The following is a 12807-nucleotide window of genomic DNA, read 5'->3' on the forward strand; positions in this document are numbered from 1 at the left end:
GTGCGTAAAACGTCCGCCGTTCTGGCCTCTCTCAGCCTCGCCGCCCTCGCCCTGACCGGGTGCAGCGTGACCGCATCGTCCGCTGACGCCTCGTGCGATCGCGACGGGCACGCCAACGGCATCGACAGTGCCGTCACCGTCACCGGCGACGTCGGGTCCGAGCCGGAGGTCGAGATCTTCGCGCCCGTCCGCCTGACGGAGACGTCCTACGCCGACGTCGTGACGGGGGACGGTCGTGCGCTCGTCGACGACGCCCAGCCGCTCATCGCCCAGATCTCCATCTACAACGGTGCGACCGGCGAGCAGATCTTCCAGACGACGTACGACGAGGAGAGCACCCGCGCGTCGACGATCGGCTCCTGGGCCACACAGTCTCCCGGGCTCGCCGACGCCATGGAGTGCGCGACCGGCGGCACCCGCATCGTGGCGGGTCTGACCCCGGAAGACTTCGGCGAGGCGAACCTCAGCGGCTTCGGCATGGGCCAGGACGACATCGCGGTGTTCGTCATCGACGTCGTCGACGCCTTCCTCCCGAAGGCAGAGGGCACCCTGCAGTTCAACGACGCGAAGGGGATGCCGACCGTCGTGCGCGCCGATGACGGCACCCCGGGCATCATCATCCCCGACAGCGCCGCCCCGGACGAGCAGGTCGTCCAGACGCTGATCCGTGGAGACGGCGAGAAGCTGACCGCGGACCAGACGCCGCTCGTCCACTTCACCGCGGTGAGCTGGGACGACAAGTCCGTCCTGCAGAGCACCTGGGGACAGTCCGCCACCGACGGCATCCGACAGATCGCGGCGCCGGTGGCTGACGCGCTCGTCGGGCAGCCCGTCGGCTCCCAGGTCCTCGTCGTGCTCCCCAAGACCGAGACCTCCTCCGCGATGGCCGTCGTGGTCGACATCCTCGGCGTGTCCCCGGTCTCCGCACCCTGATGGCTGCCCGGATCCCTGCCGAAGAGCGCCTGACGAACCTCGTCGTGGCGCTGATGGCGACGGAGATCGGGCTCACCAAGCAGCAGATCCTCGACAACGTCTCCGGCTATCGCCAGCGCGCGGATGCCGGGACACGCTCGGATGCCCTGGAGAAGATGTTCGAACGGGACAAGGACGAGCTCCGTGCGCTCGGCGTCCCGATCGAGACGATCGGCGACGCCGCGGACCCGAACGACCTCCGCGAGGCCAGGTACCGCATCCCGCAGGCGGAATACGACCTGCCAGGAGACATCGAGTTCTCCCCTGCGGAGCTGGCTGTCCTGCGCCTCGCGGGAAGTGTCTGGAGCGCGGAGTCCGTCTCGGGAGACGCGCAGTCCGGAGTGCGGAAGATCCGCGCCCTCGGCATCGACGGCGACGAGCCGATCATCGGCTTCGCGCCGCGCATCACCGCACGCGATGCCGCCTTCGGCCCGCTCCAGGACGCGATCGAACGCCGCAGAGTGGTCACCTTCGACTATCTGAAGCCGGGAGAGGACGCCCCTCGTCGGCGTCGTATCCGCCCGCTCGCACTGGTGGACTACGAGGCGCGCTGGCACGTGTACGGCGTCGACGTCGACATCGAAGAGGACCGGACGTTCCTGCTGAGCCGCATCGTCGGCGAGGTCGTGGTCAGTGCCACGACGTTCGACCCCGCGCTGCGCGAGGGCGCGGGGGAGCGGGCGCTGAGCGGTCTCGAGCGCGTCGCCGCGGAGAACTCGGCGTTGCTGGAGGTCACACCCGGAACCGAAGCCGCACTGCGCCTGGGCCGACGGGCGACCCCCGCCGCCCAGGGCATCCACGTGCCCTTCGTCGATCTGCACATCCTGGCCGATGAGCTCGCCTCTTATGGACCCGAGGTCCGAGTCGTGGAGCCGGCATCGCTCAGGGACGCGGTGATCAGCCGCCTGCGCGCCGTGGTCGAGGCCCACACGGATACGGAGGTGCCCGCATGAGCGCCGCACCCAAGCCCCTCCTCGCCGCAGAGCGCGTGCGTCTCTACCTCACGCTCGTCCCGTACCTGCTCGAGCACGGGCAGGTCTCCCTCGCCGAGGCCGCCGAGGAGTTCGGCGTGACCCCGCGGGAGATGCGGGCGATGGTCGAGAAGCTGACCGTCATCGGCCTTCCCGGCGAGGCGGGCTACTGGCAGCAGCCGCAGGAGATGTTCGACATCAACTGGGATCTCCTCGATCTCGAGGACGTCATCGAGATCACGAACGACGTGGCCCTGCGTCGCGTCCCGCGCTTCACGGCGCGTGAGGCCGCGGCCCTGCTCGCCGGCCTGCAGATGGTCGCCGCCGTGCCGGCCGTATCCGACTCCGGTCTCGTCGCCGGCCTCATCTCGAAGCTCTCGCGGGGAGCCGCCGATGCGCCGGCTGATGTCGTCGTCGCCCCGACCGCGGTGGACGAGGTGCGTGAGGTCGTCGCCCGCGGCCTGCAGAACGGGGTGGCCGTCTCGTTCACCTACCAGGCCCCTGACGCCGAGCCCACCACGCGCACCGTGGATCCGGTGCAGATCCTCATCACGAACGGACAGTGGTACCTGCAGGGCTGGTGCCATATGCGCGAGGCGATGCGCACGTTCCACCTCGACCGCGTCAGCGCACCCACCCTCACCGACATCCCCAGCACGCACGGCGGCGACCGGGTGCCGGAGGCGTTCGCCGGGCTGGAGGAGGAGCGCGAGGTCACCGTCCGCGTCCCGGAGCGCCTCGCGCCGCTGCTCAGCGGTTTCGTGCCCGCCGAGACGCTCCGCACGGGTGATGGGATGGTGACGACGCACCTCCACCTCGCGGACCCTCGCAGCATCAAGCGGCTCGCGGCCCGTTTCGGCGGCGCGATGGAGGTCACCGATCCGGGCATCGCACGGGCTGCCACACGGGAGTGGGCCGCCGCCGGACTCGCGCTCTACCACCGGCCTGATGCCGAGGATTGATCTGTAGACTGGGGCGGAAAGCCCCCCTACGACGGGATTGTCGATATGTTCGCTGGAATGCAAGGCTGGCACCTGCTCATCGTGCTGGCCGTTATCCTCCTTCTCTTCGGCGCTGCCAAGCTGCCGGCTCTCGCGAAGAGCATGGGCCAGTCGGCCCGCGTCTTCAAGGGTGAGATGAAGGCCATGAAGGAAGAGGACGCGAGTCGTGCCGAGTCGGCACCCGCGGAGCCCACGACGGTGAAGGACTCGGGCACCGACCCTGAGACCCCGCCTCGCGCCTGACGGCCGTGGCAGCCATCGAACCGGCCGTGACGCCGACGGCGGAGCGAGATCGGCGGATGTCGCTGGGAGCCCATCTCGTCGAACTGCGGAAGCGCCTCATGTACGCGGCGATCGCTCTCGTCGTCGGCATGGTGGTGGCGTTCCTCATCGCAGATCCGGTGATCCACTTCATCACCGGTCCGATCCGCATCATCTCGGAACAGCGCGGTGATGACTTCAGCGCCTTGAACTTCGGGACAGTGACGTCCGCGTTCGACATGCGCATGCGCATCGCCCTCACGATCGGCCTGTTCCTCTCCGCACCCGTCTGGCTGTGGCAGATCTGGGCTTTCATCATGCCCGGTCTCACCCGCAAGGAGATCCGCTACACGGTCGGCTTCGTCGTCGCCGCGGTGCCCCTGTTCTTCGCGGGGTGCTATCTCGGGGTGCAGATCATGCCGCATGTCATCGAGCTCATGTGGAGCTTCACCCCGGAGGGCGGCACCAACTTCTACTCCGCACAGGAGTACTACGACTTCGTGTTCAAGCTGATGATCGTCATCGGCATCTCGTTCGTCCTCCCCGTCTTCCTCGTCGCGCTCAACCTCGCAGGGGTGATGTCGGGCCGAGCGATCCTGAAGGGGTGGCGGGTGGCCATCCTCATCGCGACGATCTTCGCCGCACTGGCCACGCCCGCGGCGGACGTCGTGAGCATGCTGATGCTGGCCGGCATCCTCATCGTCCTCTTCTTCGCAGCGGCAGGGCTATCCCTCCTCTTCGACCGGCGCAAGCGCAAGCAGGACACCGCCGCCGGACTCATCCCGGACGCCCCATGAGTTCGCCGTCCGAGCGATACGCGCAGGCGCAGGAGAGCGCGGCGCACCCGGAGACCGCAGCATTCGCCTCGCGCCAGCGCTTCCAGCTCGACCCGTTCCAGCTCGCCGGATGCCACGCGCTGGAGAACGGACGCAGCGTTCTCGTGGCAGCCCCCACGGGTGCCGGGAAGACGATCGTGGGGGAGTTCGCCATCCACCTGGCGATGCAGACCGCGACGGACAAAGCCTTCTACACCACGCCGATGAAGGCGCTCTCGAATCAGAAGTTCCGTGAGCTCGTCGACGTCTACGGCGCGGACGACGTCGGTCTGCTGACGGGCGACACGAACATCAACGGCAACGCCCGCATCGTGGTCATGACGACCGAGGTGCTGCGGAACATGATCTATGCCGACTCCGCGGCGCTGCGCGACCTGCGCTACGTCGTGATGGACGAGGTCCACTATCTGGCCGACCGCTTCCGTGGTGCCGTGTGGGAAGAGGTCATCATCCACCTCCCGCCCCGCGTGCGGCTGGTCTCGCTGAGCGCGACCGTGTCGAACGCCGAGGAGTTCGGCGACTGGCTCGACACCGTGCGCGGAGACACCGAGGTCATCGTCTCCGAGATCCGTCCGGTGCCGCTGGAGCAGCACGTGCTCGTACGCGACGACCTGCTGCCGCTCTTCGACGACCGGGCGGGCATCGCCACGGCCCAGGTGAACCAGGAGCTCATGCGCATCCGTTCGTTCACGGGTTCCACCTACGAGAGCAACCGCCAGGCGCAGTCGTATCGCAGCAATCGCCACGCCGGGCGCCAGGCCGCCCGACCGCCCCGGGGTGGCCGCCGCCCCGTGCGCGCCGCGAACGCGCACCGGATCGAGCGCATGGACCGCCCTGACGTGGTCGAGCTGCTGGAACGGTCGAATCTCCTTCCCGCCATCTTCTTCATCTTCAGCCGCGTGGGCTGCGATGCTGCAGTGCAGCAGGTGCGGCGCTCCGGCCTGCGCCTGACCTCGTCGGAGGAACGCGCGGAGATCCGGGCCCTCGTCGAGGAACGCACCCGCACGCTGCAGGACGAGGATCTCGGGGTGCTCGGCTACTGGGAGTGGCTGGACAACCTCGAACGGGGCGTGGCCGCCCACCATGCCGGCCTCCTCCCGGCCTTCAAGGAGGTCGTCGAAGAGCTGTTCCGGCGCAAACTGCTCAAAGTCGTCTTCGCGACCGAGACGCTGGCCCTCGGCATCAACATGCCGGCGCGCACGGTCGTGCTGGAGAAGATGGAGAAGTTCAACGGAGAGGCGCGCGTCGCGATCACCTCCGGCGAATACACGCAGCTCACGGGCCGCGCCGGGCGCCGCGGCATCGATGTCGAGGGGCACGCGGTCGTGCAGTGGACCGAGGGCATGGACCCGCAGGCCGTCGCCGCCCTCGCGTCGCGGCGGACCTACCCGCTCAACTCCAGCTTCCGGCCGACGTACAACATGGCCGTCAACCTGATCGATCTGTTCGGGCAGGCCAGGGCGCGGCAGATCCTGGAGTCGTCGTTCGCCCAGTTCCAGGCCGACCGCGCGGTGGTCGGGCTGGCCCGACAGGTGCGGGAGGCCGAGGAGTCGCTGGCCGGCTACCAGTCGGCGATGGCGTGCGAGCACGGCGACTTCCCGGAGTACGCCGCCATCCGCCGCGAGCTGAGCGATCTCGAGAAGAAGAATCGACAGGACACCCAGGCTCCCCGTGCCGCCCGGGACAAGCGGATGAAGCGCATCCAGACGCTCCGCACGCGGATGCAGCGCCACCCGTGCCATCGGTGCCCCGACCGCGAGAAGCACGCTCGCTGGGCCGAGCGCTACTGGAAGCTCAAGCGGCAGACAGACCGTACGCGGCGTCAGATCGAGACCAGGACGGGAACGGTGGCTCGCGTCTTCGACCGTGTCGTCGAGGTGCTGGAGACGCTGGACTATGTCCGTCGCGATGAGGACGGGATGCACCTGACCGACGCCGGCCGCACGATGCGGCGGATCTACGGTGAGCGCGATCTACTCGTGGCCGAGTCGCTGCGTCAGGGGCTCTGGAAGGGACTGGACGCCCCGTCACTCGCGGCGATGGCGTGCTCCCTCGTGTACGAGCCGCGTCGGGACGAAGCCAACGCGGGGGAGCGGGGCCTCCCGCGGGGTGCCTTCCGAGCGGCATACGAGAAGACGACCGCGTTGTGGGCCGAGCTCGACGACCTGGAGCAGGACCACCAGCTGCCGGGAAGCGAGCCGCTGGCCGCGGGGCTCGCGGGTGCGATGCACGCGTGGGCGCGGGGCGGCATGCTCGATCGCGTGCTCATCGACGCGGACATGGCGGCCGGTGATTTCGTGCGGTGGGCGAAGCAGACCATCGATCTCCTCGATCAGCTGTCCATCGTCGCGGAGGACGCCGCACTCGCACGCACCGCCCGGGCAGCCCTCGACGGTGTGCGCCGTGGCATCGTCGCCTACTCCTCGATGTGAGATCCGCCCGCATGACCGAAGCTCCCGTTCGCCGACGCGCCCTCCTGCCCCTGTGGGCCGCCGTGCCCGTCGCCGCCCTGGCTGCGCTGCTCATGGACCTCGCGTTTCCCGAAGCCGCGATCTGGATCCTGGCTTTCCCCGCCACGGGGCTGCTGCTGCTCGCGCTGATCGGCCGACGGGCCGGTGGCGCACTGCTCGTGGGACTGGTCTACGGCATCGTGTTCTTCGCCCTGCTCGTGTCCTGGACGTCTCGATATCTGGGGCCGCTGCCCTGGGCTGCCCTGAGCGTGGTCGAGGGCACGCTCACGGCCGTGGCGCTGATCCCGCTGACCCTTGCCTACCGGTGGCTGCCCCGGGCCTGGCCGGGCACCGCGGGTCGCCTGCTGACCCTCCCGGCGGTCGTTGCGGCGCTGTGGGTAGGGAGGGAGCTGTTCCTCGGCTGGTGGCCATACGGCGGCTTCCCGTGGGCTCGTCTCGGGATGAGCCAGGCGGAGAGCCCCCTCGCCGCCATCTCGTCCTGGCTGGGTGTGAGCGGGCTGAGCTTCCTCATGGTCTTCCTCGTGGCCATGGTGATCGAGATCGTCCGCACGGGGCTGTGGCGGCGGCCGGTCACCCTCCTCGCGCCGGTCGCACTGGTCCTGATCCTCTTCTTCACCCCGCTCTTCCCGACCACGCCGTCCGGATCGATGCGCATCGCTGCGGTGCAGGGGAACGGGCCGACCGGCTACTTCGACCAGCGCGAACCCTTCGCCGTCGTCCAGGCGCAGACGGAGGCGACCGAGCCCCTCTACGGCGAGGACGTCGATCTTCTCGTATGGCCGGAGGGCGGGCTGGACACGGATCCGTTCGCGAACTCCGCGATCGCGCGGCGGATGACCCTCGTGGCGAACCGCATCGATGCGCCGCTGCTCGCCAATGCCGCCACCGGTCGGGGCAACCTCTTCTACAACACGTCGATGCTGTGGCTGCCGGACGGCACGGCGCCTCAGAAGCACGACAAGCGGCATCCCGTGCCCTTCGGCGAGTATGTGCCGGATCGTGCGTTCTTCAATGCCCTCGTCCCCGACCTCATCGGGCTGATCCAGCGCGAGTACACGCCGGGGACCAACCCGCCGATCGTCGAGGTCGACGACGTCCGGGTGGGGCTCGCGATCTGCTTCGACGTGATCTACGACGACGTGATCACGGAGGGGCTGTACGACGGCGCCGAGGTCCTGGTCTTCCAGACGAACAACGCCGACTTCCGCGGCACGGACGAGAACCTGCAGCAGCTCGCCTTCGCTCGGATGCGCGCCATCGAGACGGGCCGGAGCGTCGTCAACATCTCCACGGTCGGCACGAGTCAGGTCATCCTCCCGGACGGTCGCACGGTCACCAGCCTGGACGCGGATGAGGCCGGAGCGATGCTCGAAGATGTCGAACTCCGCTCCGGCCTCACGGCGGGAATCGTCCTGGGCCCCTGGCTGCAGCAGGTGCTGCTCTGGGGCGGTCTGGGTGCGCTCGGTCTCGGGTGGTGGCGCGCCCGTCGGCGCTAGGCGCCGATCTTCTCTCGGGTGGGGTCCTCGCCGGCACCGCGCCGGGCTCGGATGTAGGCGAGGCGCTCTTCGAGAAGCTCCTCCAGCTCCGCACGGGTACGACGCTCCATGAGCATGTCCCAGTGGGTGCGGGCGGCCTTCTCGTCGGTGACCTCGAGGGTGACGGCCTCGCCGTCGACCTTCAGGCGGGCTTCCGCTCCGCAGGAACGGCACTCCCAGGTCTGAGGCGGTTCGGCATCGGCTGCGAACATGAGCGTGGTGTCGTGTCCGCAGGTGTCACAGGTGTAGGTGGTCTCACGGCGCTCCATGAAAACGACGCCCTCTTCGCTCTGTAGGCTCTGGGCGCCGAGTCGGATGCCGCGCAGGCTGCGATCTGCCATTGTGTGGTCCTCTCGTCGCTGTCAGGTATAACGTTCGAGCCTGTGCGCTTCATCCACGTGGGGGCGTTCTGCCCGGTATTCACAGCGGAATCCCAGCGCCGGAGGATAAAGGGCGCTCAGACCGTCCGCAGCGTGGCGACGGCGAGGTCGGCGCGGTCGGTCACGACGCCGTCCACACCGGCGTCGACGAGGCGGCGCATGTCCTCCGCCTCGTTCACCGTCCACACGTGGACCTCGGTACCGAGGCGGTGGGCGGCGCGGAGGAGGGCCGGCGTCAGCACTGTGAGCGCCCCGTGGCGCTCCGGGATCTGCACGGCATCGATCTCCCGCAGCAGCCGGCCGGGGGAGAGGCGCATCGCGGACAGCGTCCGGAGCGCCGCGATCGTCCGGCTCCCGCCCGAGGTGGCGGGCCGGAGCCCGGTGCCGGTCTGTCGCACGGCCTCCACCGTCGCGCGCCGGTTGGCGTCCGAGAAGCTGGTGACCAGGACACGGTGCGTGTGCGCGGCCAGGACGGGCCCCAGGGGAGCCGCAGCGGTCGGCGTCTTCACGTCGATGTTGAAGCGCGTCTCCGGAAACGCGGAGAGCGCCTCGGCCACGGTGAGCAGACCGCCGTGCTCCGCGAAGAGCGCGCTCAGCTCCCTTGTCCGGACCTCGTGGACAGCGCGCGGATCGTCCACCAGACGCCGGAGGTCGTGATCGTGGAAGAGCACGACGTCGCCGTCTGCGGTGACCTGGCAGTCCGTCTCGATGTACTCGGCCCCGGCGGCATGAGCAGCGGCGAAGGCGGCCGCCGTGTTCTCCCAGACCCCGGACTCCCGCCCTTCGGCGGTCACGAGACCGCGATGGGCCAGGATCCGGGGCTGCTCGGCCTTGACGAAGTACGGGTGGGTCACGCGCCAGCGGGGGGAGTGGTCGAACCCGGCCCGGTCTTCGGGGTGAAGGCGGTGCCGATGCCCTTGAGCGCCTCGGTCAGCTCGCTCGGGATGATCCACAGCTTGCTGGACGGGCTCTCGCTGATCTTCGGGAGCATCTGCAGGTATTGGTAGGCGAGGAGCTTGTCGTCCGGAGCGCCCTGGTGGATCGCGGTGAAGACGCTCTGGATCGCCTCCGCCTCACCCTGGGCGCGAAGGACCGCTGCCTGCTTGTCGCCCTCGGCCCGGAGGATCTCCGCCTGACGAAGGCCCTCCGCCTCGAGGATCGCGGACTGCTTCGTCCCCTCGGCGGTCAGGATCGCCGCACGGCGGTCCCGCTCCGCGCGCATCTGCTTCTCCATCGAGTCCTGGATCGAGACGGGCGGGTCGATCGCCTTGAGCTCGACACGGCCCACGCGGATGCCCCACTTGCCGGTCGCCTCGTCGAGGACCACGCGGAGCTGGCCGTTGATGTTGTCGCGGCTCGTGAGCGCCTCTTCGAGGTTCAGACCGCCGACGACGTTGCGGAGCGTCGTGGTGGTGAGCTGCTCCACGGCGCCGAGGTAGTTCGCGATCTCGTAGGTGGCGGCACGGGCGTCGGTCACCTGGAAGTAGACGACCGTGTCGATGGAGACGACGAGGTTGTCCTCGGTGATCACGGGCTGCGGCGGGAAGGAGACCACCTGCTCGCGCATGTCGATCAGCGGCCGCAGACGGTCGATGAAGGGCACGAGGATGTTGAGGCCGGGGGAGAGGGTCTTGTGATACCGGCCGAGTCGTTCCACTACGCCGGCGGTCGCCTGCGGGATGATGCGGATCGCCCGCGCGATCGTGACGATCACGAAGATGATGACCGCGATCACCAGGATCCAGATGATCACGGTCGGGATGATCGATGCGTCGTCCACGCGTGCTCCTAGTCGTTGAGGGGTCGGACGATGGCGGTCGCGCCGTTGATCGCGCTGACGGCGACAGGCGCCCCCGCGGGGATCGCCATCGGGGTGGTGGTTCGGGCGGTCCAGGTGTCGCCGTTCGCGAGCTTCGCCTGGCCGGAGATCTGCGTGATCTCACTGAGCGCGATGCCGCGGAGGTCGACGAGGGCCTCGACGTTCGAGCGGGTGGGGTCGGCTCCGCGATGCAGTCGGCGTAGCAGCGGTGGCCGCAAGAAGAGGATGAAGAGGGCGGATGCCAAGGCGGCGATCAGGATCTGGATCCAGACCGGGAGCCCGACGAAGTCGGTGACGAGTCCGATCACGCTGCCGAAGCTCAGCATCAGGAAGGTGAAGTCGAGGGAGAGCATCTCGATGACGAGGAAGACGGCGATGAGGACGAGCCACCCGATCCATGCCCAGTGGTCGATGAACGTGACGAACGTCGAGAAGTTGTCCATGCGGCCTCCTTTGCCGTCAACGTACCACGCGCAGCGGCGCCGGCCCGGTCGGCACCGCGCCCCCTTGGTAATCTGTGAGTGCCGTGCGCTCACGGCGTTCCACGCACCATGAGGAGTCACCCGTGACCGACGTTCTTCCCGCAGGATCCCTCGACGGCAAGGTGGCCCTCGTCACCGGCTCATCGCGGGGGATCGGCGCCGACACCGTGCGGTACCTCGCCGAGGCCGGCGCCGACGTCGTCATCAACTACCGGAACAAGGCACCGCGCGCGGAGAAGCTCGCAGCGCAGCTGCGCGAGCTGGGCCGCCGGGCGCTCGTCGTCGGCGCGGACCTCACCGACCCGGCGTCGATCGCCGAGATGTTCGACGCCGTCCGCGCCGAGTACGGGCGTCTCGACGTCCTCGTCCTCAACGCCTCGGGCGGCATGGAGTCGGGGATGGCCGAGGACTACGCCCTGACGCTCAACCGGGACGCGCAGCTCAACGTCCTCAACGCCGCGACCCCGTTGCTGTCGGATGGCGCACGCGTCGTGTTCGTCACCAGCCACCAGGCGCACTTCATCCGCACGACGCCGACGATGCCGGAGTACGAGCCCGTCGCGCTGTCCAAGCGGGCCGGCGAGGACGCGCTGCGGGAACTGATCCCCGGCCTCGCAGAGAAGGGGATCGGCTTCACCGTCGTCTCCGGCGACATGATCGAGGGCACGATCACCGCGACGCTGCTCGAGCGCGCGAACCCCGGGGCGATCGCCGAGCGCCGCGAATCCGCCGGCCGTCTCTACAACGTGTCCGAGTTCGCCGCCGAGGTCGCCAAGGCGGTCATCGACCCCGTCCCCGCGGACAACACCCGCCTCGTCGGCGACGTGAGCGCCTTCGCCGCGGAATAGTCGTCCGACGCCACGACGCCCCGGACCTGCTCGGCAGGTCCGGGGCGTCGTGCGTATCCGAGATCAGACGGCGGCAGCGCCCGTGGTGAACGCCTTCTCATCCTTGCCCAGCGTGATCGCGCGGATGATCTGCACGATACCGAGCACGACGAGCGAGATGCCCAGGAGCAGCCACAGCGCGAATCCGGCGATGACCGGCGAGAAGAGGACGATGATTCCGGCGATGATGCTGAGGATGGCGTAGATCACGGTCCACACTCGCGACCCATCGCTGCCGAGCAGCGAGAGCGCCACGACGCCGTCGACGATCCAGCTCACGCCGATGAAGATCACGACGACCAGCGCGAGGGTGGCGGCGGCGACGTTCAGGTTGAAGAACGCGATGACGCCGGCGACGATGTAGAGCAGGCCGAGGACGATGTGGCCGACGCGAGACCAGCCGCCCTTGGCGCGGGAGAAGATGCCGAGGCCGATGTAGACGACTCCCGCGACGATCAGGTACGACGCGAAGATCGCCGTCACGATGACGGCGGACTTCACCGGCCAGACGAGCAACGCGATACCCGCGAGCAGCGCGAGCACGCCGGAGACCGCGAGAGCCACGCGGATGGACTTGAAGAAAGACTTCGTTTCTGCGACTGCTTCAGACATGACGGGGAACCCCTTCTGAGAGAATCCTGTGAGGATGCCCCCAGGGTAGCGCCGGAAGTCCGACAGCGGGGGAGGAGTGGTTCCGCGCGTCGCGGATGGTCATTCCCCGTCTTCCGGCGTCATGGCAGGATCATCACGTGATACCGGTGGATGACGCTCGACTGCGGGAGCTGGTCGTGATGCGGAAGGTACGCGACCGCATCGATCGGGAGTACGCGAAGCCCCTGGACGTCGAGGCCCTGGCGCGGGGCGTGCACATGTCCGCCGGCCACCTCAGTCGGCGGTTCCGCGAGACCTACGGCGAATCCCCGTACTCCTATCTCATGACCCGCCGCATCGAACGCGCCATGGCGCTGCTGCGTCGCGGCGACCTCAGCGTCACCGAGGTGTGCTTCGCCGTGGGCTGCTCCTCGCTGGGAACGTTCAGCACCCGGTTCTCGGAGCTGGTCGGTGTCCCACCCAGCGTGTACCGTGAACGCGCCGCGAACGTCGAGGGCATCCCCTCGTTCCAGGCGAAGCAGGTCACCCGACCGATCAGGAATCGAGAAGCGCCGCGCCCCGAGGCGCACCTAACGTGAGC

14 protein-coding genes are annotated in these 12807 nt (G+C 68.7%); 9 read left to right on the forward strand and 5 right to left on the reverse strand.

From position 1 onward, the window contains the following. Genes AC3B5L_RS08445 through lnt form a run of 7 tightly spaced genes read left to right on the forward strand, consistent with a single transcriptional unit; the run spans nucleotide 1 to nucleotide 8008 of the window. Nucleotides 1-933, forward strand: coding sequence for an FKBP-type peptidyl-prolyl cis-trans isomerase (locus tag AC3B5L_RS08445; RefSeq protein ID WP_259951531.1), 933 nt, complete (start codon nucleotides 1-3; stop codon nucleotides 931-933). Further along, complete coding sequence (locus AC3B5L_RS08450; protein WP_187661461.1) at nucleotides 933-1925, forward strand: helix-turn-helix transcriptional regulator; 993 nt, start codon at nucleotides 933-935, stop codon at nucleotides 1923-1925. Before AC3B5L_RS08445 ends, AC3B5L_RS08450 begins: the two co-directional genes overlap by 1 nt. Continuing rightward, entirely contained in the window at nucleotides 1922-2905 is a 984-nt protein-coding gene (locus AC3B5L_RS08455; RefSeq protein ID WP_259951530.1) for a helix-turn-helix transcriptional regulator, read from the forward strand. Before AC3B5L_RS08450 ends, AC3B5L_RS08455 begins: the two co-directional genes overlap by 4 nt. A gap of 45 nt (nucleotides 2906-2950) precedes the next feature. Further along, complete coding sequence (gene tatA / locus AC3B5L_RS08460) at nucleotides 2951-3187, forward strand: Sec-independent protein translocase subunit TatA (protein WP_101845779.1); 237 nt, start codon at nucleotides 2951-2953, stop codon at nucleotides 3185-3187. Nucleotides 3188-3243: 56 nt separating this feature from the next. Next, nucleotides 3244-4002: a twin-arginine translocase subunit TatC gene (tatC, locus tag AC3B5L_RS08465; protein ID WP_259951710.1), complete on the forward strand. Its 759-nt coding sequence runs from the start codon at nucleotides 3244-3246 to the stop codon at nucleotides 4000-4002. Further along, entirely contained in the window at nucleotides 3999-6473 is a 2475-nt protein-coding gene (locus AC3B5L_RS08470) for a DEAD/DEAH box helicase (RefSeq protein ID WP_187661463.1), read from the forward strand. Before tatC ends, AC3B5L_RS08470 begins: the two co-directional genes overlap by 4 nt. 11 nt (nucleotides 6474-6484) lie before the next feature. After that, nucleotides 6485-8008 (forward strand): apolipoprotein N-acyltransferase, encoded by a 1524-nt coding sequence (gene lnt / locus AC3B5L_RS08475; RefSeq protein ID WP_490095639.1) that lies wholly within the window; start codon nucleotides 6485-6487, stop codon nucleotides 8006-8008. Here lnt and AC3B5L_RS08480 read toward each other — a convergent pair. The 4 genes from AC3B5L_RS08480 to AC3B5L_RS08495 all read right to left on the reverse strand — a co-directional run bounded on the left by AC3B5L_RS08480 (nucleotide 8005) and on the right by AC3B5L_RS08495 (nucleotide 10689). Further along, on the reverse strand, nucleotides 8005-8388 hold the full coding sequence (locus AC3B5L_RS08480) for an RNA polymerase-binding protein RbpA (RefSeq protein WP_025103442.1): 384 nt from the start codon (nucleotides 8386-8388) through the stop codon (nucleotides 8005-8007). The genes lnt and AC3B5L_RS08480 overlap by 4 nt on opposite strands. A 116-nt stretch (nucleotides 8389-8504) precedes the next feature. Continuing rightward, the gene (locus AC3B5L_RS08485; protein WP_259951527.1) at nucleotides 8505-9281 is read right to left on the reverse strand and encodes a glycerophosphodiester phosphodiesterase family protein; all 777 of its coding nucleotides are present in this window, start codon (nucleotides 9279-9281) and stop codon (nucleotides 8505-8507) included. Further along, nucleotides 9278-10207 (reverse strand): SPFH domain-containing protein, encoded by a 930-nt coding sequence (locus AC3B5L_RS08490; RefSeq protein ID WP_025103444.1) that lies wholly within the window; start codon nucleotides 10205-10207, stop codon nucleotides 9278-9280. Before AC3B5L_RS08490 ends, AC3B5L_RS08485 begins: the two co-directional genes overlap by 4 nt. An 8-nt stretch (nucleotides 10208-10215) precedes the next feature. Further along, entirely contained in the window at nucleotides 10216-10689 is a 474-nt protein-coding gene (locus tag AC3B5L_RS08495; RefSeq protein ID WP_025103445.1) for an NfeD family protein, read from the reverse strand. A 122-nt stretch (nucleotides 10690-10811) separates the two neighbouring features. Between AC3B5L_RS08495 and AC3B5L_RS08500 the strand changes: the two genes are divergently transcribed. Then, on the forward strand, nucleotides 10812-11576 hold the full coding sequence (locus AC3B5L_RS08500; RefSeq protein ID WP_259951525.1) for an SDR family oxidoreductase: 765 nt from the start codon (nucleotides 10812-10814) through the stop codon (nucleotides 11574-11576). A 63-nt stretch (nucleotides 11577-11639) separates the two neighbouring features. On the opposite strand, the gene AC3B5L_RS08505 is transcribed toward AC3B5L_RS08500, so the two are convergent. Next, nucleotides 11640-12227 (reverse strand): HdeD family acid-resistance protein, encoded by a 588-nt coding sequence (locus AC3B5L_RS08505; RefSeq protein WP_101845765.1) that lies wholly within the window; start codon nucleotides 12225-12227, stop codon nucleotides 11640-11642. Between the two features lie 179 nt (nucleotides 12228-12406). On the opposite strand from AC3B5L_RS08505, the gene AC3B5L_RS08510 reads away from it, so the two are divergent. Continuing rightward, nucleotides 12407-12805 carry a helix-turn-helix transcriptional regulator gene (locus AC3B5L_RS08510; RefSeq protein ID WP_259954888.1) on the forward strand — a complete coding sequence of 133 codons (399 nt, stop codon included), beginning with the start codon at nucleotides 12407-12409 and terminating at the stop codon, nucleotides 12803-12805. Nucleotides 12806-12807 lie beyond the last annotated feature (2 nt).

Source organism: Microbacterium sp. C-MGS6 (assembly GCF_058140415.1).